This is a genomic window from Bacillus sp. AFS015802, from assembly GCF_002561455.1.
Taxonomy (GTDB): domain Bacteria; phylum Bacillota; class Bacilli; order Bacillales; family Bacillaceae_B; genus Rossellomorea.
The window spans coordinates 36,694-60,181 of sequence record NZ_NTUP01000018.1 but is presented as its reverse complement, the minus strand read 5'-3'; the positions used below and the strand labels follow the sequence as shown (position 1 = coordinate 60,181).

The window sequence follows — 23,488 nt, the reverse complement described above, 5'->3', positions numbered from 1 at the left end:
CCATTAGTCAGTTCTTTAGTAATGGATATACCTTTATTCTTACTTTCAAAAAATATAATGAAGGATTTAATAATTCACATGAAATTTGAATGACCATAAGAAAACTTAATTGGAACGTTGCTACTCTGTTTATATTAAGATAATTACTTGAAGGGCAATTTGCATACCACGTTACTTCCATAATAGAAAAATCTAGTAAACTAGGGGTCTACATCAATTACTTCTTTGAAATCGGGACCACTCCCAGGTTGGATTATATCAGGGAAGTGGAAAGGCAATTGAGATCCTTAAGAGACACATGAGGGGGATTTATATGAAGAAGATGACCATCTGGGGGCTAATCATTATTAGTATATTAGTAAGTTGGTACTGGCTTGAGAAAAACAAGCCTTATGATGAAGTTTTTATGATCCCAAAGGGTTATAAGGGCTGTGTGAATGTAGTGTATGAAATACAAGGAGTTCCACCACTGGAAGTGAAGGATCATTCCATTCAATACAAAGTGGATCATGACGGAATACTGCTTACCTCCTCTCCTCCTGACTTTGGATGGGAAGGAAAAGAGAGCTCAGGGTTACACGATATCGAATATTTCTATATTGATGAAGAGGGAGCGAAAACAAAGGAAATCCCCGAAGACAAAATCGGGCCCACAGTCTTGGGAGAACATAGTGAAAACGGGAAAATCCTTTCCAAACGATTAACCTTTTCAGTCAATAATAAAGGGGCATCCTGCGATCAAAATTTTGAAGAATTAGAGAAGAAGGTAAATGAAAAGTTGAGAGTTGATTGATTGTATCAGAGGTTTTCTACTGACCGGGGTTTACTTAATCTTATAACGAATATGTACCTTGTTTAAACACCTGTATAACCGCTTGAGAACTTATGCTATCAGCAGTAAATTTTTTTCATTAAACGTTTGATTAAAAAAGGAGGGCTGAACCAGAATAGACAGCCCCTTGCCTTAAGAATCTATCAATACAAGATACTATCCACATCAACCTTCACACTTGCCGCAGCCTTAAGGTTATCCTGGGATATAGCTTCAAACGTCTTCGTCTGACCAGGTCCAATGTTATCAACCACCCCAAGGCCCGTACCGACGATATTTTTATCCTTATCATAAAAAGTGACAGTGAGGGAATAAGAATGGTCCTCATTGTCCATATTGGTGGTTTCACCAGAAATGGTGGTGATGCCCATTTGAGTTCGATGGACGATATTTCGAAACTCAATCTTCGACTCTACCGAACTGGTCCCTAAAGGAAGTAAAGGATTGATTCCCCCACTTACCAATGCTTCATCGTCAAATAACGACATGCACCCACCTGTCCCAATCAATATCGCAATCAGGATACCGAACAGGATAAGATTAAGCTTAATGACGGCCCGGGAGAAATTCTTAATTGACGGATGTTCTTCTTTACTAAGTGCCCAAACCAACAGAAATACAACGTTCACTACAGGAATGAAAAGCAATATAAAGACGAGAATCCACTGATTAACGGTCAAATTCCGGTTGCTGCTAAACACGTTCCACTCTCCTTTCGTAAAAACAACTAGTCTTATAGACTGCCTTTATATGTTATAATAAAAAGGAAATTTTTACTATATAAGGAGGTGATTCCGATATCAACTTCAAGAATTCTAAAATGGACAACAGGTGCTTTTGAAGCGGTTTTAGGTGTTCCCATACTGGGAGCAGCCATCATCATCGGTTTTTTATGGTTTCCACTGGTCATCATGCTTGTCCTACATATTACGACTCTAGTTCTCACAATCAAAGATAAAGGCGCCACCACCGGAAGTATCCTAGGAATCATCACTTCCTGCATCGGCTGGATACCGTTTGTTGGAATGGTCATGCATATCGTGTCAGCCATCTTCCTCATGATTGATGGTGCTAAAACAGATAAGACTTCCAAAGAATATCTTTGAATGGGACGGAGGGACTGGTCCCTTGTCCCACATCATTCATATGATGGACGATTCAGTAGCTGATTTAAATCATCCGCTTGAATATAGAGTATCACCGTTATTGAAACCAATAAGAGCATGAGGGCATAAAAAGTAATATTTCTTCTTTTCACGGTAATAGTATATTTATGTAGAGCGGATGATAAAGGTATGGCAAATATGCAGCAGATCCCTATTATCAAGACAAGTGATGGATCCATAAATATTCTCACGTATAACCCTGGAGAAAAATCCTGAACGGACTGAGCGAAAAATGGCAGGGATAAAAACGTCATAGCCAGAAGATTCAAGACTGTCATTATATAAATCAATATTTTCATAGAACCTCTTTCCTTTCTTAAAATAGCTACCTCCATAATACCACTTTTTAACATCAAGGATGAGGTGGGATGGAGGCACATATCCCTTGTCTTAAAAGAACTCTATGTGAAAATTGGCCGGAATATCATTGAGATGTATGTAAAATTGCTTACCATAGGAGGGATTTTACTGAGAAACTTATGTGGTCTAATCATGTTAACCCTGATTGTTTTGGCTGGATGTGGTTTGGAGACACAAACCCTTTCAGAGTTTTACCCAAAAGACCTTGATGATGTTACAAAGATCACTTTAGTGGACGGGAGTACAGGAAATAAAAAATACACTACAAATCAAGTTGTAATCAAAAAGTTTTTAAATCAAATAAAGGCCATTACGTTTATCCCTGATGACAATCAAGAGGAAAGAACCGGCTGGCGGTATTCCATCACATTGTATCAACAAAATGAACGTACTTTTCAATTTACTTTAACAGAAATAGAAGAGCATTATTATCATTCCAAGCCGGATATTTTTCCGATTGTAGATGAATTTTATGAGAACGGTGAGCTGACGGAAGAGTAAGCGTTCTTAGAAATACAAAAAAAAGACGAGGGTCGTAACCCTTCGTCTCCTTTTGGGACAGTGTGCCTGCCCCCATGTCCCAGTTATTTGATAATGGACTTAAATTCATATGTGCCTTGTCCTGATTGGACCGTGTAGATTACATAGACACCGTTGGAGGCTAACAGTCCTCCAAAGTTGTAAGTGATCCCTAATGAAAATTTATCGTAAGAACCAATCTCTGTATTGATCCCCGCATTATTCAGCTCAGTTTCAGTATATTGGGACTTCTGTGTGTCACCTTCATAGACTTCCACTTTTTTAACGATTACGTTATTTGAGCTATAGTTATAAAAGGACATGTTCAAGCCTTTAATGACATCGTTAATTTGACTAGTGCCATGGCTAAACATAAGTTGTGGCCGGTCTGTGACTTCAAGCGCGCTCTCAGCCGATTGACCATTTTCCAGTTGAACGGTGATAACGGCCGTACCCTCTGCATGGGAAGTGACCAGTCCATTGTCATCTACCGTTGCAACGGTTGGATTATCAGAAGTCCAGGACATATCTAAATCATTGGACACCTCCGAAGGTGATACCGATGCATTTAGCTGATAAGTTTTATTCGTATTCATTTTCATTTGGCTTGTGTTTAGGTTCACTTGTGCCGAATCGATTAACAATTCCTGAATACGGGTCTCTGCCGCTTCTAATTTGTTTAACCCTTCGATGGTCATGTTCTGATCAAGTTGTAATGCAGCGTTCACTTGTTCACGTGCTGCTTGTATCACAGAGCGGTCTTCTAATGTAATCGTATCCGGGAGAGCGGCTATAAGCTCCTCTGCCTTGCGATCTGCTTTTAGTATCTCCACATCAGATTCTGCTTTTTTCAGGATATCGATTCCTTTAATGATCGCGTTTGCGTCCATTTTCAATACTTCATTCACTTTAGACCGGGCTGTTGCAATTTTATCTGCAGCATCCAACGTAACCGGACTCGGGATCATTTCGATCGCGTCCTCTGCTTCGTTTGTAAGTGAAATCAACTGAAGGGTATGCTCGGCATTCTCCAACTTTTTAATGGTTGGAATCACAGCTTCAGCATCCATCCCATAAATCGTATTTACTTTTTCACGTGCAGCTTCCACTTCTTTTTGATCAGCCATGGTGATGGTTTCAGGCAATGATCCAATGAGTTCTTCAGCATCCTTGATTGCATAAAGAAGTTCGATGGTGTCTTCTGCATTTTCAAGAGTAGCAAGGCCTTCTATCATATCTTCGCTGCCTCTTTGAAGGACTTCATCGACGAGCATCCTGGCTTCTTTGATCTTCTCTTCATCATCCAGGGTAATCGTTTCTGGTAATGAGGCAATGATTTCGTCCGCTTTAAGGGCATTGACGTTTTCAGGTGTCGTTTCAATGATGATTTTTAGAGATGTTTTTAAATCTGTTCCAATAATTTCGCCTTGAATAACATGTTCTCCAGGGGAACTGAAATCAACCATTTCCCAGCTCACCATTTTCTCTTCCAGGTTATTTCCCCTCATGAGAAGGTTGACTGTCGTTGGGAGCGAAACGTCCATATATGTACGCGCATGAATGTCTTCAGGTTGAATGACTTTTATGAATACTGGATTATACGGCGACTCTGAGCGATAAACGAATAGGGCAAACTCACCACGAGTAATTTGCTGACTCGTTCCGAATAGAGTATCTGTTTTGCCTTGAGTGATATCATTGGCAATCAGGGCTTTTACATATTCCATATAACGGCTGTTAACATCCGTAAACGGAACTTCCGCATCGCCTTTCAGTTGATAAGCTCTGGCCATGATGATCGCCATTTCCCCACGGGTTAATGGATCCTCCGAACCGAAACGAGTTGCGGTTTTACCATTGATAATCCCTTGTTTCTTAAGGATGTTCACCGCATTTTGTGCACGTTTAGGGACGTCTTTGAAGCCTGCATCCGGTGCTTCCTCCCCAACCAAATCCAGTGCTCTTGCAATCATAACAGCTGCATCCGCACGCTTGATTTGTTGAGTTATGCCAAAGCTTGATTCAGAAAGACCATTTGTAATGTTTTCATTTACCAAGTAATCGACAGCGAGTTCATACCTCACTGAAACGTCTTTAAATGTAAAGGCCGAGGCAGTCGGCGCTGTTGCAGAAATCACTGCAGTTGCAGCAGCTGCTGCAAGGACCTTACGAATTCTTGTTGAATAGTGAACCATTTACAAAACTCCTTTTATGTAATGAACAAGATGAAAGATTAGTAGTTTCCGAATAATTTTAATAAATTTACTAATCTGGCATGAAACACCATGGGTAATTTTATCATAAAAACAGGAGGAAATTACCCCTTTGTTATTGGTAAATTCCTCCTGATGGACGAGAGGCATGGGGACGGTTTTTCTGCTTCTCAAGGAATCCTTCAAATGGAACAAAAAGAAGCAAGAGAACCGCCCCCATGCTCCGCCAAAATATATTTTGACAAAATGTAGAAAAAGCTCACTCTATGTAATATACTGAATGAAAATGACCCATTGAAAAGTTTACTAGATTTTCTATTCTTACAAAGGAGCACCTATTTTAATGATCACATTATCCCTGATAATCGTCGTCTTAACATCTCTCATTACGTACATAGGGGTCAAGTTCATTATCCCCTTTGCCATCAAGATCAATTTTGTCGATAACCCCAACAATCGAAAAGTACACAAGAAACCTCTACCGATGCTGGCAGGAGCCGTGTTTACCGTCGTTACCCTCATTGGCATTCTAGTACTAAGCTGGTTCAATTATTTACCAACGAATCTGACCATCGCCTTACTACTGGCGGTCGTTATGCTAAGTACCATCGGATTCATCGACGATTACTATAAAACAAAATCTAAAGAATTTTCTCCATTTCCAAGGCTTCTGGTTCAGATCATCGCCGCCTTCCTTATCGTTCAATTCGGGGATTATGTATCACAGATTGATATTCCCGTATTAGGGTATATGGAGCTTTCACCTGTACTTGGTAAGCTGTTCACCATGGTGTGGATCATCTTCATCATTAATGTCATCAATTTCATGGATGGCCTGGACGGATTGGCAGGAGGAATGGCTGGGATCTTCTCGTTCACATTCCTGATTACGTCTATTCTGATGAACCAACCGGTTTCCGCACTACTCTCTGCCCTCATGTTAGGGGTGGCGATCGGATACTTACCTCATAACTTTTTCCCGGCGAAAATCATTATGGGGGATACGGGATCTACATTATTCGGATTCATGATTGGGGCTATCTCCATTATCGGGGCTATGAAGACCATCACGGTCATCACGATCAACATTCCTTTGTTGATACTGGCAATTCCCATATTTGATACTCTATTTGTATTCATAAAAAGGATTCAACAGGGCAGATCCATCTTTCATGCGGACAAGCTGCACCTGCACCATCGCCTCCTAAGCTACGGACTATCACAAGTCCAGGCAGTGATGATTATCTACTTGCTATGTATTACCACTAGTGCTTCTGCTATTTTTATATTGATGTCTATCCATTTTTGAGCCAGGGGGATGAGCCAGGGGGACAGGTCCCTTGGCCCAAACTTTAAATAAAGACGAGGGGATCCAACTCCCCCTCGTCTTTTTCCTTTTTGACAGAGTGCCTGTTCGCCTGTCCTCACAAAGCCAAACTCCCCGTGATTAAGCCGCTCCCTAATAGGCAAGAACGGGATTGAAACGATCCCGCCTTTTTTGATAGGGGAGGTTCGGATAATATCTACAGGTTTCTTCCGGGATCCCTCTGCCACTGCTTCTCCAATTTTCATTCAATATCCAGCGTAAAGCGACTTTCTTATCACTCCGCTTTCATTGATGCTATATTTATTTCTCCTTCTCATTATTTAGTATGTCTGACTTATCGCTCGTTTTTCATTCACACCAGCCTGCTACATGGATTGAAGAAAAAAGATTAGTCAAATACGAAAAAGGGTAAATCTGTACTAGACATATATAAATATGAAAGGATGGATCTCATGTTAACGACGATTTCGTGGGTTTTTCTAGGGATCGGCTTATTGTCCTCCCTCATGATCGTAGTGGATGTCGTCAAGCATCCTCAAAAAATGAAAATCATGAATGTGGTGTGGCCGATCAACGGCTGGTTTTTCGGACCGATTGCGCTATGGACGTACTTTAAATGGGGACGGGTGAAGGCGAAAGATCTCGACAAAGAAGACAACCGCGGGAAGATGGCAAAAGTATTCGTATCCACCAGTCACTGCTCGGCAGGCTGCTCCTTCGGGGATGCTGTCGGAGTACCGATTGTGGTGTTGACCGGTCTCATGATCGCCGGTTCGACGCTTTTTGCTCACTATACAGTTGAATTCATACTCGCTTACCTATTCGGCATCATCTTTCAATTTTATGCCATTTATCCAATGAACAAAGATAACGGAAAAATGAACGCCCTCAAGCAGGCTGTCAAAGCGGATTCCCTCTCACTGATCGCCTTTGAAGTCGGGATGTTCGGATGGATGGCCATCGTCCATTATCTGCTATTCACTCAACCGCCGAAGCCGACAGAGCCCACTTACTGGTTCATGATGCAGATCGCGATGATATTAGGATTTCTCACAAGTTATCCGGCCAATCAATTTCTGATTAAGAAGGGATTGAAGGAAGCAATGTGAACTGGTGGGTCATGGGGACAGGTCCCTTGGTCCATTAATCTCAAAAAACGATAGACCTGTCCCCCCTGCTCCCCAGGTCTATCTAAATGGCAAACTGAAAATATAGCCTATATAGAAAAACAATTCTCGTAAGAAAAACGGAACTTTAGTGTCCCACGTCTTATATACTGAACTTTGTGTAGGAGATGAATAGACATTCATTCCAGTGTTTTTTGCCATTAAGATGGCTCTTTTCATATGGAGAGGGTCGCTTACAATAGTAAAGGTGTTGAGGTCTTCTTTAATAGCAATCTGATGGGCATATTTTAAATTTTCTTCAGTGATTTTTGATTTTGTTTCAATTAGAATATCTGCTGGATCAATATTGTTTTTAATAGCATATTCCCGGGCAACCTCTGACTCTGCGTACTTGTCCCCCTTATCCTTACCTCCAGTAAAAATAATCTTCTCGACATAATCATTCTCATAGAGCCAGATTGCATGATTGATCCTCTCCCGTAAAACAGGAGAGGGTTCACCATCCCAAGCTGCAGCACCGAGAACCACAGCCGCATCCGTTTTAACTAACTGGATATTGGTACTGAACGACCAAATACTAAAAGCTGAATAACTAATAAAACTGATAAAAATCACTACAATTCCGGCGAAAACTCTTAACCTGATTGTTCTGGTCAATTTTATATCACTCCTTTGGCATGTGCCATGGGGACAGGTCCTTGGTTCTTTAGTAGTGTTAAATTGGGCCACTGGACCTGACCCCTTGGCCCTCCCACTCACTTCAATCGTTGCAAAACACTCTTCGATATTCCAGTGATTCTGGATAGTTGTCTTCCGGATACGCCCTCTATCTTTTTGAGTTCTACCAGGATGGCGTTCCGTTGGGGTTTATCCATTTGCTGCAGCATACTGATATGATTAATTCCCATTTCACGGAAATAACCCTTAAGTTCTTCATCTGTTTTACGGATGCGCGGGAGGTCATCCAGGTATTGGTCTTTGTTTGTTTTGTTCATGTAGTCTTTAAATAAGAGGAAGGAAACGTCTTTGTTTTCGGAGAATAGCTGTAGGGCAACATCGGTGTTTAAAGGGCTTGATGGAGAAAAATATTCATGGATGCTGGTCCATTTGCTAGAAAATATATCCTTGGCCAGGCCTGCTTTCAGGGGGTTTTGGTGAATGTAGCGAAGGACTCTGAGGAAACATGTAGTGGTCTCAACAATTTCACTTCGAAACCGTGCTTGGAAGAGGTGTCCACATCGATCGTATTTAGTATTGTACCAATAAACATAACTGGAGCTGATTTTTTTGATGATCTCAGACAACGTGTCATCTTTCTCTTTCAACAGCAGGTGAACGTGGTTATCCATGAGGCAATAACCGTAAATCTCGTAATCACATTTCTTCTGATATTTCAATATCGTCCAAACAAACCTCCCCTTATCCTCATCATCTTCAAAAATCGTCTGCTTGTTGATCCCTCTCAACATCACATGATAAATACCGCTCCTGCTCTTCTTCCTACTCTGTCTCGGCATTCAGTCACCTCCATACGCGGGCCACAGGGACAGGTACCTTGGCCCAAAAGAACTTATAAAACTTAGGGAAGTCCAGCTCAACTGCTTTCCCTTAGAACCTATTCGACATAAAGGCCAAAAATCCTGCATGGGTGGGTCATGGTGTCCGTTGACTCCTCTAGTGGACAAAGAAATGGAGAAACGCGATAAAAATATAGAGGAATGGCAGAAAAAGATTTTGGGTGATAAGGAGTAAGAGTGACAAGTGGGTTGTGGTGCATGTCCCCAATCCCTTAGCCCCTTAAAAGAAAAGGAAGCGCGGCACCATCAATCCCCACGCTTCCCATAAGTCTTTCTTTCTATATGTCTGTATTGGCCACTGATCTTGGCTTTAACTCTATCGTTTCACTGTGAATTTTCTTGGATCCGATGTGAGCGTCAATCCACTTTCATCCTTCACGGTCACCTTCACATAATAATCCCCATCCGGATAATCACTGTCAGGAACCCAAGGCAGATTATAGATGGAATGTTCGTTATAGATGTCGGCTTCCTCTAACGTGTTACCCTCTGCATCTGTGATTTCCAAGTGCCAGTCCAGGCGTTTATATCCGAAGAGCGTCAGGCGCAGAGGCTTGGTTTCGCTTACGCTTGATGCGTTGTTGATGCCTAAGTAGTTAATCAGGGGATCCGCATTTAAATACGATTCATCTCCCTGATAGGCAACCCCCACATTTCGTGCGTTATCAATGCCTGAGATGGTGACAAGCTCCGGCTTCACGTTAGAGATATATTCGGAGGCCCCGCCTTGAATCCGTTTGTATTTTCCGTTTATCCAAAGCATGCTGCCAAGGGGACCGGTGCCCGTATCTGTTAGATCCCAGCTGATATGGTAGTTTCCATCCGGCATCTCTTCCACCTGGATGTTTTCCACTTTAGGGGCTTTGGAATCTACTTTTATCGGAATCTTTGTCACTTGAGGCTCAGCACCTTCATAGTTCAACGTACTCGTATAAACGTAATAGTAGTGTCCATCTGCTATTGTTTCCTCTTCATCATTCGTCGAATTCCAGAAGAATCCTTCCATGTTATAGGAATAATTTCTAAAGCTCATGATGTTCTTTCTGAATGGATACGGACTGCCATCCTCTGTGAATTCACTGAAGTTGCTTATTTCTTTTATGGTATTGCCTTTTTCATCCTGAATGCTTAAGGACATCTCCTTCAGGTTGCGCAGGGCGGTGAAGGAAGGATATACCCCCTCACTGACGGCCTGTGGCGATACGCCTATCTTATCTTTCGTAAAGGTTCCCGTTGCAGGGTCATAACCGACCGGCCACGAATCAAAGTCATTGAACAGGACTGTATAACCGAGGAACGCATCCCCTGTCACCGGGCTTTCATCCACATTCGCCATGGAGTCCCAGTCACCGTAGTATCCCATCAGCGGGACGGAAAGTGTCGTCAGTTCTTTTACCGAGCTTCCCTTTGGCACAAAACGGACAAACCCTTCGATGAAGCGCCCTTCACTCAGCTCTTTTGGCAATTCAACTGAAATCTTTACTTCCCCATCACGGTGCGGTTTGTATTGGATCGGCTCTTCCGGATCGTACGCCTGACCGTTCATCTTGATGTCAGCCCCTGTCACCGGGACACTGTGAAGCGTCAAGTACTCTCTTTCCACTCCATCATGTGTTTGTTTGGTTGTTTCGTCTGTGATCAGATCGATCATAATTTCATATTGGTGGTTAGGTTTCACAAGATTTTTCTTTAAAGGCTCAACGTTTAACGTGAAATCAAAGCTGCGTCCCACCTCTTTCAGAGCAACAGAAGCAGCCTGTTCTGTTGGAACCCCGGCGCGTTGGAGGAGATAAGGCGTCTCCGTCGCACGGTCGATCTTCATGATTCCGGCACCTTGTCTTCTTGGTGAATAGACCGAGTGATCATCCTTTGGATTCGTCAATGTTTCAGACGTATTCATCAAGGCGTTTTTCGCTTTTAACACAGTTTCCTTATTTTTTGGGAGACCCAGATCCTGATAATAATGTTGTAAAAGAAGGGCCGCTCCGCCTGCTACCTGCGGGCTCGCCATGGACGTCCCGCTCATGGTTTCGTATTCGTTATTGATCACGGTGGAGTAAATCTTCCCGCCCGGTGCCGTGATCTCCGGCTTGAAGCTTAGATCTGTCGGGGATCCGAAAGATGAGAAGGTTGACATCGGCTCGGTTGCCGTGTTTTGAACCTTCAATACTTCGTCAGTCAGCTGAACCGTCAATTCTTCACCAGACTTCAATCTTTCTGCCAGTTCATTTCCGTTCACCTGATCCGTTGTAACGGCCGGAATGAAATAGGGGCTGAAGTAAAGACTTGCGTACGCTGTCACCTGGGGAGGCGGGATCACCATGACCGCCACCGCACCTTTTCCCGCAGCTGCTGTCTGCAGATAGGTTGACGGGGCATAGTATTGCGATGGCTGTGCGACCGCAATTTTCCCTTTCAAGTCAAGATCCTTGACCGCTGCCGAATTCCCTTCACCAACGTAAACCAGTTCATATTCCTTAGATGGATCCAGCGTCCCGGTCAATTTCTTGATCCCAGGCTGAATTTGATAGCCGAGTAGGCTTCCATCCGACAAACGCAGACCATCTACGGTCATCATGTCGTTCTCTGAAGAAGCGACCTGCAGGGCATAAGGCGTCACACCAGGGTCTCCCACCACCCCGATGTCAGGATTTTTCGCTAAAGGCAGTTGAGACCTTTCCAGCAAATTGTTCTTCGTGCTGTAAGACGCATTCCCAGCCGCCGCAACAACCAGTACGCCTTGTTCCGTTGCATATTGAATCGAACGCTGGACGGGATCATTCGGATCGACATTCCCTGCCTCGGAACCGAGACTGAGGTTGATGACATCCGCTCCCATTTCTACGGCATGATAGATTCCTGCCGCAATATCATCATCATAAGCTCCGCCGCCCTTATCGGAGAATACCTTTTCCGCTATAAGCTGTACATCTGGAGCGACTCCCTCTACTTTTTTCGTTGTTTCTTCATAAGCTCCTACGATTCCGGCTACGTGGGTACCGTGAGAATTGGAAGATGGAATGACGTCTGTATCGTTGTCTGCCCAGTCGTACCCTGTAGGGACTTTGTCTGTATACCAGGTTTCATTTACGTCTGTTTGATTAAATTCGTCTTGAAGATTTTGTTCGGTGAGCTTCGCTGATTTCTTTCCTTCTGCTGAAAGCTGCATCGCTTCATGACGGTGGTCCACCCCGGAGTCAACGATCCCTACGACCATCCCTTCACCGCGCGTGTTATACTTCGTCCACGTATCCATTGCCTTCACGAGTTCTTTGCGGTCGACAACGGTATGCTCATATTGCTTGGAAATGCGCACATCCTTTACCCCATCCAGCTTAGCGAGCTTTTGGGCTTCCCCAAGGGTTGTATCCACGCTGAATCCGTGGAAGCCTTTGGAAAATGTGTGTCGGACTTTGGACGTAGAAGACTTCTTTCCGGAGATCGCCTTCTTCACTTTCTCTACTTGGCCCCCAGTGGATGACTTTGCATGTTTGTCCACCTCGACCTCAACAATAACCCTCACCTTTTCGTTCGGATTGAAGGCAGATTGATCCTTGCCATACAGCGGATCATTATTCTGCTCCAACGCTTTTGCAAACGGATTGGATTTCTCTGCAAGTACTGAATGCGGCACCTTTTCTCCTTTAGAAAACTGGAATTCCGCACTTGCCGATGTCCCCAGCGTCCCTGCAGCCATGACGCATGCCAATAAAGATGGTACGATTTTTTTCTTCATGCCTCTACTTCCCCTCTACTATCTTGTATTCTCACTATTCTTACTTTTAATAGTAGATAGAGAAACCGGTGCAGTAAATGGGGGTTTTCCGTGCACCATTCAAAGGAAAAAGAAAGGCCTTTTCTATCAAATATGATCAATGAGAAGGTGAATGCATAGTTATATAGTCTGTCATTTTATGCATGGACCTGCCTTTTGTGGAACTATGTGACTCTCCATAACCCCAAGTTTCAGAACCGTCCCTATGCTTCCCCCCACAAACTAAAAAACGGGACCCCAAAGGAATCCCATTTCAAGAGTATTAGTTATTTTCCGGATCCGTATCATCATGGTAGGTCGAGTCACCTGTCTTGGCGTTAAATGTCCAGTCCACCTTTAAAGTGTCACCCTGGAATTCGTTTTGATTTTCGCCATTGTCCACAAACTCGAATAATACGAAGATTTTTTCTTCTTGTCCTACAGAAATTCCATCCGGTACTGAGAGGGCTCCCTCATCACTGCTTCCGATAAAGGAACCGATGGCCGTTACATCCGGTGTTTCCCCTTGCAGTTCAGCTAAGGTGGTTTCAACTGCTACGTTGGTGGCACTGCTTGTGTTGTACATGATGGTGACTTTGATATGTTCGGCCATGTCACCTGTGTTATCACCTTTCGCATCTTCTACTTGATACTTGGTGTCCAAGAGTACCTGGTGAATATCCAGGGTCCCATTGTTTTCCAGTGTGAATTCACGGTAAATTTCGTCACCCGGCTTGATATTGTCGATGTTCACAACGGCACTTGGGTTCATGGATAAATCCAGTGTACCCGCAGCGAAGGTATTCTCTGTCGCCTCTGCATCACTGAAATAGGCGAATGTCCCCCCTCCGATCAACGATAAACCCAGTGCTGCACTCATAATCCCTTTACTTACATTCTTTGTAAAACTCATTAAAAATTCCTCCCTTTAAATAGAAAAATATAATAAACTCTTATGTATGTTTGTGGATACATAGGAGATAAAGCCAATCATGCTTTGCTTCCTTCAAGCTCCCTCTTGGCGACGATGATGGAACGGAATGCAGAAATCATCAATAAGATCCCCGGTACGATCAACAATAGAGCCGAACCGGCTTTTGAATTGGCAAACTTCAGAGCATATCCTATATATGGAATCGTAAAGTTGGTGTACTTTCCGATGATCGTTTGAGAGGGGACCGTCCACAGGTCAGGGCCATTATTGTGATCCCCTTTGGTCTTGTACACTGCTTGTCCATTATCTTTGAGGACATCGATGATTCTATGTGTAATGAGCTTATCTTCCATACGAAAGGTAATGATATCGCCCTTTTCATAAGGAGTATGCTCATCCCCCAGTTTGATGGAGATGATGGAACCTGTTTGAAAGGTCGGTTCCATGGATCCTGATAATACGGCTTTCACCTGGTAGCCCCTAAAGGTTGGTTCCCCTCCTGAAAGCCTGGAAGAAAGAACGATGAATGCTGCCAGACAGATCACCACCAGAAGGATCGCTCCCATTCCACTACTCACTATCCCAAGCATTTTCTTCTTCATGCTTTGCCACCTGCTTATCATTGGTAATGTCGTTTGATGCTTCCTCCGTTATTTCCGTTTTCCCACCATCTATTATCTCCGCTGATGCTTCACCCTGAGATTCAGAGTAGGCTGGATCTGGATTAGTCTGAGGTTGCTCTGGTATTGGATCAGTCGGACTCTCTTCTACAGAAGGTTGCTCTTGATCTTCCAGCTCCTGAATCTGCATCAGGATAGAAGAACGTATCTCCTCTATCTGCGAATAATCGACGGTTGCTTGTACACCTTTCAGCATTTCTTCAACATGCTCGAAACCCTCACGTACATAATCATAGGTATGGACATTCGCGACCTCCTGTTTCTGGATCTCCCTATAATAGGTGGACACTTCCTCATATAGCTGATGCAGCATGCCCATTTGGTGGGTCAACTCCTCCTCCATTGCTGTCACTTTATCCAGCTGCCTTTGTAATTCTTCCCGGGATGCACCGGGTGAAGGAGCGCTGACCGTTTTCATATTGCGTTCCATGCTTTCTGACAGCTCCTGCCCACGATCCTCAAGCTCATGAATGGTTGCCGGAAAAACCAACGCCGCATTCATCGTGATGGAATCTGGTGAAGCCTGACTTGTAAATGCCGCTTCTGTTTCCCCCACAAGCTGAGTCCCGGCATAAAAAGTCATACAGCAGAAAGACAGCCGAATGGTTTGATGAATCCGTCCCCTCACATGATCACTCCCCTTTTAACCACTCATTTGACTCTAAGTATACAGAATCATCAAACAATTGAAATTGGGTTAATTTCGTTCAAAAACAGGAAGGAATTTTGTCGAATTCAGCCGTAAAATTGCACAAATCGCATAACAGCGCACAGGAAATAACCCAATTGCTTTCACGCTTTATTTTCCCAATAATTTAAATTGTTAGATATCTCAATTCGACGAGAGGGTGAAAGGGTTTGAAAAAGAAAAAGCAGAAGAAAATGAGTAAGAAAGCGGCGATTCCTGCAGTATTGGCATTATCGGTTACATTGGGAGGATTGGCACCGACCTTACCTGGATTGGCGGGACCTGCAAGCGTCGTTTCTGTACAAGCTGAAGGCTTAAGCAAGCAGGAGGTTGTGAAGGCTTTCCTTCAATCTAAAGTACTGGAGAAAACAAAATCCCTGACTGCAGGAGATCAGTTCAAAATCATCAGCGAGGAAACAGACAGCGAAACGGGTACATACCATGTACGCACAGTCGAGCAGTATCAGGGTATACCGATTTACGGATCCGGACAAACCGTTGCGTTGGATGCCAACAACAATGTGTATGCATCGTTTGGTACCGTTACACAAAAGCTTGCCCGCACCATCATTCCAACTGAAGCAGCCATTGAAAAGGAAGAAGCTGAGAACATCGCCAAAGCAGGTGTGGCATCCGAGATCGGCGTGGATGAACTAAAAAACTACGATGGCATGGACACGGAGTTAACGATTTATCCCCATGAAGGGAAATACTACTTAACCTATTTAGTGAAGGTATCCACTTCCACCCCGGCGCCAGGCTATTTCCATTACTTCGTGGATGCTACGAACGGAGAGGTGGTCAACCACTTCAACGCGATGCATGAAGTGGACCCGACAAGTCTTACTGTAGCCCAGGGAAGAGGATTGAACGTGTTCGGGAAAATGCAGTATTTCCCTGTTGGAAAAGACGAGGCAACGGGAACCAGCTACTTATATGGAGGCTCCATCGCGGGGGGATCATTTGGTAAACCAAACATCGTTCCTCTTGCAACGTTCGATGCCCGCCGTATGCCTGAAACACCATTCATCCTGCTATCTGCCCTATTTGGATTCACCGGATTTGAAATCAATACAAAGAGTTCCACCAATTTCTTCTATGACCCGGCAGCCGTTTCCGCTCATACCAATGCCGACAAAATCAATAAATACTATCAAGGTGCCCATAAGCGCAACGGGATCGACGGAAAAGGCACGCCGTTCATCAGCACGGTTCATATCGGTTCCAAATGGAATAACGCAGCCTGGAACGGAAAGCAAATGCTGTACGGTGATGGCGATGGGTTGACCCTTGGTTCTTTAGCCGGCGGATTGGACGTGGCTGGTCATGAAATCACCCACGGCGTCATTTCCAATACGGCCAACCTGACGTATGAAAATGAATCGGGGGCCATCAATGAATCATTGGCGGATATTTTCGGAGAAATAGCGGAAATGTACTCTTCCGGTTCTTATACAAATCCTTCAGAGTGGGAAATGGGTGAGGATATTTATACACCGAATAAAGCGGGAGACGGCGGTCTTCGTTCCTTGAAAGACCCACGTACCAAATCCCTTCCTGCAGCATACGAAATGAGGGATAACCGTTACCCTGATCACTATGAGGATCGCTACACGGGAGAACTGGATAAAGGCGGCGTGCACATCAACAGCAGCATCAACAATAAAGCAGCCTACTTGATTTCAGAAGGCGGCACACACAACGGTGTAACAGTGACGGGACTTGGCGCAAGTCAAACAGGCGCGATCTTCTACAGTGCGCTGACAAAATATCTGACACCTTCCTCCGGTTTCAAAGAAATGCGTGAAGCTGCCATCCAGGCCACACGCGACAAGTTTCCGGATAAAAATGGTCAACCATCGGCACAGGTGCAAACCGTCATCAATGCTTATGATGCTGTTGGGGTTCCGGCTGAATAGTGGGACGGAGGGACAGGTCCCTTGTCCCAGATGCTAAATAGTGACGAGGGGATTACCCCCTCGTCTTTTCAACGTTTTTGGAGAACCGCCCCCCCTGCTCCCCTTAAAACTCCCTCCGGACCCTCTTCATAAACTCCTTCACTCTCCGCGAAGGGACACTATCCTTTCTCCTGATCAAGGCAAGATGAAGGGGCTCTTTCCCGGTTCCTTCGATTTCAATCGGGATGATGGGTTGACTGGGATAGGGCGCACGTGTCCGGAATGAATAATCCATTCCAAGCGTCACAGCCACCCCGCTTTGGACTGCCCTCTTGATGGCCTCTATATTATTTGTCGTAAAAAGGATATCAATGGGGCCGTGGGGTGATAAAGTATCGAACGCGAACTGTTTAATGTAATCATCGTTGTACAGGACGAGGGTTTCACCGATGAGCTGTCGCGGGTTGATTTGGTCAAATGACGCCAACGGGGAATGCTCATGAACACCGGCGACCATTTTCCCTTCCATGAGCTCTTCCGCCACAAGCTCATGATGTTGAACATGGAACGTTCCAGACGTTAAAATCAGGCCAATATCCAGCTCGTTGTTCTCGACTCCTTCGACAATCTTCACCGGGCCCATTTCATGAATCTCCACCTTGACGTTCGGGTAATCGGTTCTATAAGCCGAGACCACATCGATCAGAAGGTTGATGGGACCGGGGATGATGCCGATCTTCAGCTCCCCGCCAAGGGTATCCGTGCACCGGTTCGCTTCTTCCTTCAGTTCCCCGATGGCAGCCAGGACATTGTCCACTTTCTTCATGATCGTCTTCCCATCAGCCGTCAACGCCGTCCCCTGCCGATTGCGGATAAAAATCTGGACTCCGAGCTCCTGCTCCAGCTTAGTAATGGACTGACTCACGGCTGACGCACTCACATGCAAATGCTCCGCCGCCTTCGTAAGCGCCCCTGCCCTTGCCACCGCTGCCACATGCTCCAACTGTTCCATATTCAAGGTCCGTCCCTCCTTAAGTTACGCTTAACTAAATGTTAGTTTTATTAAATTATAATAAATTTATGCGAATGTTAAAATAAATACAGAGTTAAAACAAGGAGGAATTACACATGACGAAAAGAGTAGCAGTCATTACGGGCGGAGCAAGCGGGATCGGAAGAGAAACCTGTCTGAAGTTTGCCAAAAAGGGAGACCGGGTTGTCGTCGCGGACTTCAATGAAGAATTGGGTAATGAAACGGTGGAAATGATCCGTTCCAACGGCGGTGAAGCCATCTTCATCAAAACGGACGTGTCCAAGCATGAAGACGTAACCAGCTTAGTCGAGAAAACAGTAGAAGAATACGGCAGAATCGATATCATGTTCAACAATGCCGGAATCGGGTCACCTACACCAGTACTCGACATGAATATGGACGCTTATCATAAAATCATCGATATCAACCAGCATGGAGTCGCATACGGCATCATCGCAGCGGCTAAGAAAATGAAGGAACTGAACATCAAAGGCGTCATCATCAACACCACTTCCGTATTCGGAGTCCTGGCATCACCGAACACATTCGCCTACCACGCCACAAAAGGAGCCGTCAACATGATGACGAAATCAGCGGCACTGGAACTGGCACCTTACGGAATCCGCGTCGTCGGCATCGCCCCGGGAGTCGTCGACACGCCGATCATCCAGGGCTATAAAGACCACGGCATCATTGATTCCATGAAAGCGAAGGTCATGGGGAACAAACTGACCCAGCCTGAGCAATTGGCCAACGCCGTTTATCTTCTGTCACTGGAGGAAGCAGATGCGATCAATGGCAGTGTTGTGATGGCGGATGAGGGGTATGCTTCGTTTAAATAATATGAATCTATAAAATTTAATTGGTCCAACCGTAAAAAAAGCCTTTTCTTTAAAAAGAGAGGGCTTTTCCCATGACACACTGTTTCGATATTAAGCTTACGTTCTTCGGGACACATCATCCTCTACGCCTCCATTATCCCTAACTATCTTAGTCGAATCGGTACCGTCCCGAATTACCTATTCAATTACCTTAATATTTTTTGCCCCCGTTATAGGGGGATCCGAAGTTAACGTATTTCCATTTTTCGAATATTCCACTTCAACTTTTACACCTATATTGAGTTTTTCGTATTTTTCTTTTTGAACACCAAACCATATACCATCATTTTTTTGGGCCAGTTTTATGATTTCTCCAATTTCTTTCTCTTCGATTAGTTCCTTAGAGACATTTTGAATGACTAATACTCTATTGAATTCATCATTTTTCGCACAAATTATTCCATCATAGTGTGAATTTAAACAACCTGATAATAAGAATAGAACCATAGAAATTAGTACCATTAATAATAATCTTGATTTACCACTCATCGAACCCTCCTCTGCCTTTTTAAGAAATTCGATTTACTTTTTTAGATTTGATTTTCCAATGTGATTAACGCACAAATGGGTAAAGGCCTTGTGAAGTAGTCAGCAGAATTTTTCTAATCCCATAGGCTTAGAAGATAGACCGTTCCCAAAGGATAAGCGTGGGGATTGCCCCTGGTGTCACCATTAATTGAAAAGGAAGCGCAGGGATCGGACCCCTGGCTTCCTAAAGTTCGTTCTCTATGTGTCTAACCAAGTAATTAATCTTAAAACCAGCTCGGAAGTGGGGCCAAGGGACCTGTCCCCCGGCTCTCCCCTACTTACTTGTAGATCAATACTTTTCCAACTGTTCCATCCACACTTTCACCGGTTACACGGAATTTCAGTCCGTAGTTTGGTACGTTACGACCTGCATCTACAAGTCCTGGGTTGCTATAATCCAAACTATCGTCAAATAATGGCGTGCGCTTAGTGAAGTTGTCTTTCATAGTAAATAGACCCGGATAGTCCAAGAACATCTTTTCTGATTTATTCAGACTAAATGCGGCATCATGGATTTGGTATCGCGTAGTACCCACAGTACCATCACTCCAATAATTAGTGTGCTGATCCGCATCCACCACTCCCAGGAAGCCATCGCCAGGGTGGGATCCTGTCCAGTTGTCACCATATGCTTCGTCCACATACCATACAACCAACCCTGGATCAAAGGACATTAAGCTTGCCCCACGGCGGATATTGCCCAATCCTTCATCTACGCCGTTCTGAGATCTCCACTCAAGTAAATAGTAATGAGGTGAAGTATAAGATCCGGTGTGAGTCTTGAAACCATCAAGTGTAAAGAGATCTTCACCTTCAGCTCCATCAAACAAAATTTCAGTACCATCTGCCTTAACAGAAACATTGTCTACAAAGATCCCGTTAAGATTCGCGCCCCAGTCAGTCATGGAACGGAACTGCAACTGAATCTCTTGCCCTGCATACGCACTCAAATCAATGGATTCATGCAGCCAGCCATTACTTGATCCTGTGTAGCCAGGCAAATTCTTTTGAATCGCCGGATATCCTCCTTCTACTAAATCGGAATTCGTGTTAGGCGTAGATAAAGATTCCCAAGTGCCTCCCCCATCTACAGAAACCTGAACCATACCGTAATCCCAGTTTTCTTCGGTTTCATACCAGATATCATAATCCAACGTAGCATTCGCTGCGGAAGTCAGATCCACAGTTGTAACCATTTTATGATCTGCCTCATCGCCCTTGCCACCGTAATACTCAAACTCGCCAGTAACAGGTTTATTGATTACGTTTACCTTATCAGGAAGATCCACGCGTACAGCATCGTTATTCGTTCCTTTGGTCACTGCTTCATCAAGCAGGACTTCAACACCCTTTTGGTTCACGTCCTCAAGTGATACAGAACCGTTTTTCAGCCAATTACTATCAGGCATCGTCGATTGCAAGAACTCTTTTGACCAGGCACTGAATCCAGTCGGTTCTGTCCCTGGAATATTACCCGCCCAACTTCCGCTTGCCATGATGGACCAGTAGCTTACTGCTTCGCCGGCGCCAGAGTAAATCGTATCATACTCATCCGGAAGACCTAGTGCATGTCCAAATTCATGGGTGAACACTCCTGCCGCCCCGTCTGCCGGTTGAATGGTATAACCGTATGCATACATATCAGTACCTGGAATTTTATGATAATATGCTTTTCCGTCTATTACATCATAGATACTCGACTTATGTGACCAAATGGCATCTTCACCTAATTCACCCCCACCAGCTTCTTCCCCTACACTGGAGTGAACAACCATCAGTTGATCAATGAAGTGGTCTCCATCCTGATCAAAATCTGACAGATTAATAGAAGGATCTTGTGCCGCTTGAGCCAATGCCTCTTTTATTAACTCACCGGGATTAGAGTCATTATCACTGCTATTGTTTCCACCATAATATGCTGCATCATGTTTTGCTTTATACCAATAGGAAGATACATGGCCATCTACAGAGTAACTCCCCCCGGATTGCTCCTCATAAAAGCGCTTCATGGATATTAATTTTTCACCATTTGGCCCTGCATAGCTTTCATCATTAAAGAGCATATCCTCATAATGCGCTGGTGTATAATCTTCATAGTACATATCCGTATATTCCTCTTTGATATCTGACGCTTTAAAATCATCAAATTCAATCAATAGGATGAGCAGATTATCTTTTGATTGTGCTCCCTCCCACTTTTCTTCTTTAACTGAAGCCACGACCCCTTTCTTTGCTTGTCCCAGTTTATTTCCTTTCCCCTTAGTAACACCATTTGAACTGACTTCTTTTATAGGATCAAGTTTTACATTTTTCTCTTTCTCAGCTTTAGATTTCTTGGCTCCTTCTGCTTTAGATTTAAGATATTTTGATAAAGCCTTTTCTGCCTGGGCAGGACTAGCATCAACGGCAATCTTTCCTTCTTTCTTCAGCATGTCTATTAATCTCTCATCATTGGCAATGCCTAAGTCGAAAGTAGAATCATGGTAACCATGATCCACTACACTCTTCCCCGTTACCTCATTCAATACACTCTTCATCTCCACCGACTGAGCAGTAGACACAGCCGGACCCACAGCTAAAGTACTAAGACCGAGCATTGTTGCTAGTGCTGCAGAAGCAGCTTTTCTTTTCTTCCTCAAACCAATTCCCCCTCAAAAGTATATAGAACATAGTTATAAGTTCCTATTATTCAGAATTCTTTATACAGAACGAAGTTACCTTCTCTTTCTTACACTTGTAAAATAAATGTAATAATTTAATATTTCGGTAACAGAACACCAGGGGGAAAGATCCTTTGGTCCCAATATCTCCCCTAAAAATCCAAGGTACCTGTCTCTCTGGCTCATTCTATGGCTTTTGGATAGATTATAGATATTTGTTGAAGGTGAGGAAAATGTAAATGGAGTTTAGTATAGTATATACCCGTATGTAGGGGTTGGGCCCATTATATGAAGGTTTAAGAACCGTCCGTATACTATTCTGTTAAAATATAGATAACCAAACCTTCTTGGAGGTGGACCAATGGATTACTCAGTCATCGGAAAAAAGATCAGGGAATTGAGAAAGGCTGTCGGGATTACCCAAGGGGATCTCGCAGAAGGAATCTGTACTCAGGCGCTGATCAGCCGAATTGAAAATGGGGATATCTATCCCAGCGCCACGGCTTTATACCAAATTTCGGTTAAGCTTGGCGTCGACGTTAACTTTTTCTTTGAAATCGGGACTACTCCGCGTCTTGATTACATAATAGAAGTGGAAAAACAATTGAGGCACCTTAGGGTTTATCGGAAATACGAGGAAATGATGGAACTGGTAAAGAACGAGGAAAAGAATCCACTATTTTATAAGGATAATGAACTCCTTCAACTTCTTTGCTGGCACAAAGGGATTTATCAATTCGAAGTGAACCGGGATGCCGAAACGGCCTTTACCCTTTTACATAAAGCATTTCACCTCACCGCTCATCAGAAAAAGGCAATGTCTGAGAGGGAAATGGAGATCCTGGCCAGCAACGGTGCCATTCATTACAACAAACATCAATATGAAGAAGCCCTTCATTATTTTAAGCAAGTCGAAACGGCCATGAATACAACCGGACAATTACAAGATAAAAGCATTAAAACCAAATTATTTTATAATATCGCGAGAGCGCTGACACGCTTAGGAGAGCTTGATGAATCATCGAAATACTGTCATAAAGCCATCAAATGGGGCTTTGATGAGGAACTGCTTTGGGGAATGGGGGAGCTTCATTACCAAATTGGCTACAATTATGAACTCAAGAATCAATACGAAGAAGCCCTTCCTTTTTTCACGCACGCTTTGCACATGTTTGAGCTCCGGAATGATGAGCCTTATGTGGCGTTTCTTGCACCGAAGATTGAGGAGATTTCAAAGCTTTCGGGACATAGGGACAGGTCCCTTGTCCCAGACAACCAAGAAAAGACGGTGGATCGTTAATCCCACCGTCT

General features: G+C 44.0%; 19 protein-coding genes. 8 read left to right on the top strand and 11 right to left on the bottom strand.

From position 1 onward, the window contains the following. Nucleotides 1-313: 313 nt before the first annotated feature. Entirely contained in the window at nucleotides 314-793 is a 480-nt protein-coding gene (locus CN378_RS12965) for a DUF6843 domain-containing protein (RefSeq protein ID WP_098352538.1), read from the top strand. 182 nt (nucleotides 794-975) lie between these two features. Here CN378_RS12965 and CN378_RS12960 read toward each other — a convergent pair whose 3' ends face one another. Further along, nucleotides 976-1,533, bottom strand: coding sequence for an FxLYD domain-containing protein (locus CN378_RS12960; protein ID WP_098352536.1), 558 nt, complete (start codon nucleotides 1,531-1,533; stop codon nucleotides 976-978). A 96-nt stretch (nucleotides 1,534-1,629) separates the two neighbouring features. On the opposite strand from CN378_RS12960, the gene CN378_RS12955 reads away from it, so the two are divergent. Beyond that, on the top strand, nucleotides 1,630-1,938 hold the full coding sequence (locus CN378_RS12955; RefSeq protein ID WP_098352581.1) for a hypothetical protein: 309 nt from the start codon (nucleotides 1,630-1,632) through the stop codon (nucleotides 1,936-1,938). Between the two features lie 552 nt (nucleotides 1,939-2,490). Next, nucleotides 2,491-2,859 carry a BTB/POZ domain-containing protein gene (locus CN378_RS12945; protein ID WP_098352579.1) on the top strand — a complete coding sequence of 123 codons (369 nt, stop codon included), beginning with the start codon at nucleotides 2,491-2,493 and terminating at the stop codon, nucleotides 2,857-2,859. Between the two features lie 83 nt (nucleotides 2,860-2,942). Here CN378_RS12945 and CN378_RS12940 read toward each other — a convergent pair whose 3' ends face one another. Beyond that, nucleotides 2,943-5,072 carry an S-layer homology domain-containing protein gene (locus CN378_RS12940; RefSeq protein WP_098352532.1) on the bottom strand — a complete coding sequence of 710 codons (2,130 nt, stop codon included), beginning with the start codon at nucleotides 5,070-5,072 and terminating at the stop codon, nucleotides 2,943-2,945. Nucleotides 5,073-5,433: 361 nt separating this feature from the next. Between CN378_RS12940 and CN378_RS12935 the strand changes: the two genes are divergently transcribed. After that, a complete protein-coding gene (locus tag CN378_RS12935; protein WP_098352530.1) occupies nucleotides 5,434-6,399 on the top strand; it encodes a glycosyltransferase family 4 protein in 966 nt (321 codons plus the stop codon). A gap of 470 nt (nucleotides 6,400-6,869) precedes the next feature. Further along, complete coding sequence (locus tag CN378_RS12930) at nucleotides 6,870-7,526, top strand: DUF4396 domain-containing protein (RefSeq protein ID WP_098352529.1); 657 nt, start codon at nucleotides 6,870-6,872, stop codon at nucleotides 7,524-7,526. Between the two features lie 78 nt (nucleotides 7,527-7,604). On the opposite strand, the gene CN378_RS12925 is transcribed toward CN378_RS12930, so the two are convergent. From CN378_RS12925 to CN378_RS12900, 6 genes are all read right to left on the bottom strand, one after another. Then, complete coding sequence (locus CN378_RS12925) at nucleotides 7,605-8,207, bottom strand: YdcF family protein (RefSeq protein WP_098352578.1); 603 nt, start codon at nucleotides 8,205-8,207, stop codon at nucleotides 7,605-7,607. 92 nt (nucleotides 8,208-8,299) lie between these two features. Beyond that, nucleotides 8,300-9,061 carry a transposase gene (locus tag CN378_RS12920; RefSeq protein ID WP_098352527.1) on the bottom strand — a complete coding sequence of 254 codons (762 nt, stop codon included), beginning with the start codon at nucleotides 9,059-9,061 and terminating at the stop codon, nucleotides 8,300-8,302. A gap of 376 nt (nucleotides 9,062-9,437) precedes the next feature. Then, on the bottom strand, nucleotides 9,438-12,857 hold the full coding sequence (locus CN378_RS12915) for a S8 family serine peptidase (RefSeq protein WP_098352526.1): 3,420 nt from the start codon (nucleotides 12,855-12,857) through the stop codon (nucleotides 9,438-9,440). 301 nt (nucleotides 12,858-13,158) lie between these two features. Further along, nucleotides 13,159-13,788, bottom strand: coding sequence for a TasA family protein (locus CN378_RS12910; RefSeq protein WP_098352525.1), 630 nt, complete (start codon nucleotides 13,786-13,788; stop codon nucleotides 13,159-13,161). A 77-nt stretch (nucleotides 13,789-13,865) separates the two neighbouring features. Next, nucleotides 13,866-14,411 carry a signal peptidase I SipW gene (gene sipW, locus CN378_RS12905; protein WP_098352523.1) on the bottom strand — a complete coding sequence of 182 codons (546 nt, stop codon included), beginning with the start codon at nucleotides 14,409-14,411 and terminating at the stop codon, nucleotides 13,866-13,868. After that, entirely contained in the window at nucleotides 14,380-15,117 is a 738-nt protein-coding gene (locus CN378_RS12900; protein WP_098352521.1) for a DUF4047 domain-containing protein, read from the bottom strand. The genes sipW and CN378_RS12900 overlap by 32 nt, the downstream gene beginning before the upstream one ends. 254 nt (nucleotides 15,118-15,371) lie before the next feature. Here CN378_RS12900 and CN378_RS12895 point away from each other — a divergent pair, with 254 nt between their 5' ends. Beyond that, nucleotides 15,372-17,096: a M4 family metallopeptidase gene (locus CN378_RS12895; RefSeq protein WP_098352576.1), complete on the top strand. Its 1,725-nt coding sequence runs from the start codon at nucleotides 15,372-15,374 to the stop codon at nucleotides 17,094-17,096. Nucleotides 17,097-17,199: 103 nt separating this feature from the next. Here the strand turns inward: CN378_RS12895 and CN378_RS12890 are convergent, their stop codons facing one another. Then, entirely contained in the window at nucleotides 17,200-18,087 is an 888-nt protein-coding gene (locus CN378_RS12890) for a LysR family transcriptional regulator (protein ID WP_257141134.1), read from the bottom strand. 116 nt (nucleotides 18,088-18,203) lie between these two features. Here CN378_RS12890 and CN378_RS12885 point away from each other — a divergent pair, with 116 nt between their 5' ends. Further along, a complete protein-coding gene (locus tag CN378_RS12885; protein ID WP_098352517.1) occupies nucleotides 18,204-18,950 on the top strand; it encodes an SDR family NAD(P)-dependent oxidoreductase in 747 nt (248 codons plus the stop codon). Between the two features lie 177 nt (nucleotides 18,951-19,127). Here the strand turns inward: CN378_RS12885 and CN378_RS12880 are convergent, their stop codons facing one another. Next, the gene (locus tag CN378_RS12880; RefSeq protein ID WP_098352515.1) at nucleotides 19,128-19,478 is read right to left on the bottom strand and encodes a DUF3221 domain-containing protein; all 351 of its coding nucleotides are present in this window, start codon (nucleotides 19,476-19,478) and stop codon (nucleotides 19,128-19,130) included. 317 nt (nucleotides 19,479-19,795) lie between these two features. Then, on the bottom strand, nucleotides 19,796-22,114 hold the full coding sequence (locus tag CN378_RS12875; protein WP_098352574.1) for an immune inhibitor A domain-containing protein: 2,319 nt from the start codon (nucleotides 22,112-22,114) through the stop codon (nucleotides 19,796-19,798). Between the two features lie 424 nt (nucleotides 22,115-22,538). Here CN378_RS12875 and CN378_RS12870 point away from each other — a divergent pair, with 424 nt between their 5' ends. Next, a complete protein-coding gene (locus tag CN378_RS12870) occupies nucleotides 22,539-23,477 on the top strand; it encodes a helix-turn-helix domain-containing protein (RefSeq protein WP_098352513.1) in 939 nt (312 codons plus the stop codon). Nucleotides 23,478-23,488 lie beyond the last annotated feature (11 nt).

Bases quoted from the DNA above. Each gene is read 5' to 3' on its own strand.
- CN378_RS12965 (WP_098352538.1), top strand. From the start codon at position 314: ATGAAGAAGATGACCATCTGGGGGCTAATCATTATTAGTATATTAGTA.
- CN378_RS12945 (WP_098352579.1), top strand. From the start codon at position 2,491: ATGTTAACCCTGATTGTTTTGGCTGGATGTGGTTTGGAGACACAAACC.
- CN378_RS12940 (WP_098352532.1), bottom strand. From the start codon at position 5,072: ATGGTTCACTATTCAACAAGAATTCGTAAGGTCCTTGCAGCAGCTGCT.
- CN378_RS12935 (WP_098352530.1), top strand. From the start codon at position 5,434: ATGATCACATTATCCCTGATAATCGTCGTCTTAACATCTCTCATTACG.
- CN378_RS12930 (WP_098352529.1), top strand. From the start codon at position 6,870: ATGTTAACGACGATTTCGTGGGTTTTTCTAGGGATCGGCTTATTGTCC.
- CN378_RS12920 (WP_098352527.1), bottom strand. From the start codon at position 9,061: ATGCCGAGACAGAGTAGGAAGAAGAGCAGGAGCGGTATTTATCATGTG.
- CN378_RS12915 (WP_098352526.1), bottom strand. From the start codon at position 12,857: ATGAAGAAAAAAATCGTACCATCTTTATTGGCATGCGTCATGGCTGCA.
- CN378_RS12910 (WP_098352525.1), bottom strand. From the start codon at position 13,788: ATGAGTTTTACAAAGAATGTAAGTAAAGGGATTATGAGTGCAGCACTG.
- sipW (WP_098352523.1), bottom strand. From the start codon at position 14,411: ATGAAGAAGAAAATGCTTGGGATAGTGAGTAGTGGAATGGGAGCGATC.
- CN378_RS12895 (WP_098352576.1), top strand. From the start codon at position 15,372: ATGAGTAAGAAAGCGGCGATTCCTGCAGTATTGGCATTATCGGTTACA.
- CN378_RS12890 (WP_257141134.1), bottom strand. From the start codon at position 18,087: ATGGAACAGTTGGAGCATGTGGCAGCGGTGGCAAGGGCAGGGGCGCTT.
- CN378_RS12885 (WP_098352517.1), top strand. From the start codon at position 18,204: ATGACGAAAAGAGTAGCAGTCATTACGGGCGGAGCAAGCGGGATCGGA.
- CN378_RS12880 (WP_098352515.1), bottom strand. From the start codon at position 19,478: ATGAGTGGTAAATCAAGATTATTATTAATGGTACTAATTTCTATGGTT.
- CN378_RS12875 (WP_098352574.1), bottom strand. From the start codon at position 22,114: ATGCTCGGTCTTAGTACTTTAGCTGTGGGTCCGGCTGTGTCTACTGCT.
- CN378_RS12870 (WP_098352513.1), top strand. From the start codon at position 22,539: ATGGATTACTCAGTCATCGGAAAAAAGATCAGGGAATTGAGAAAGGCT.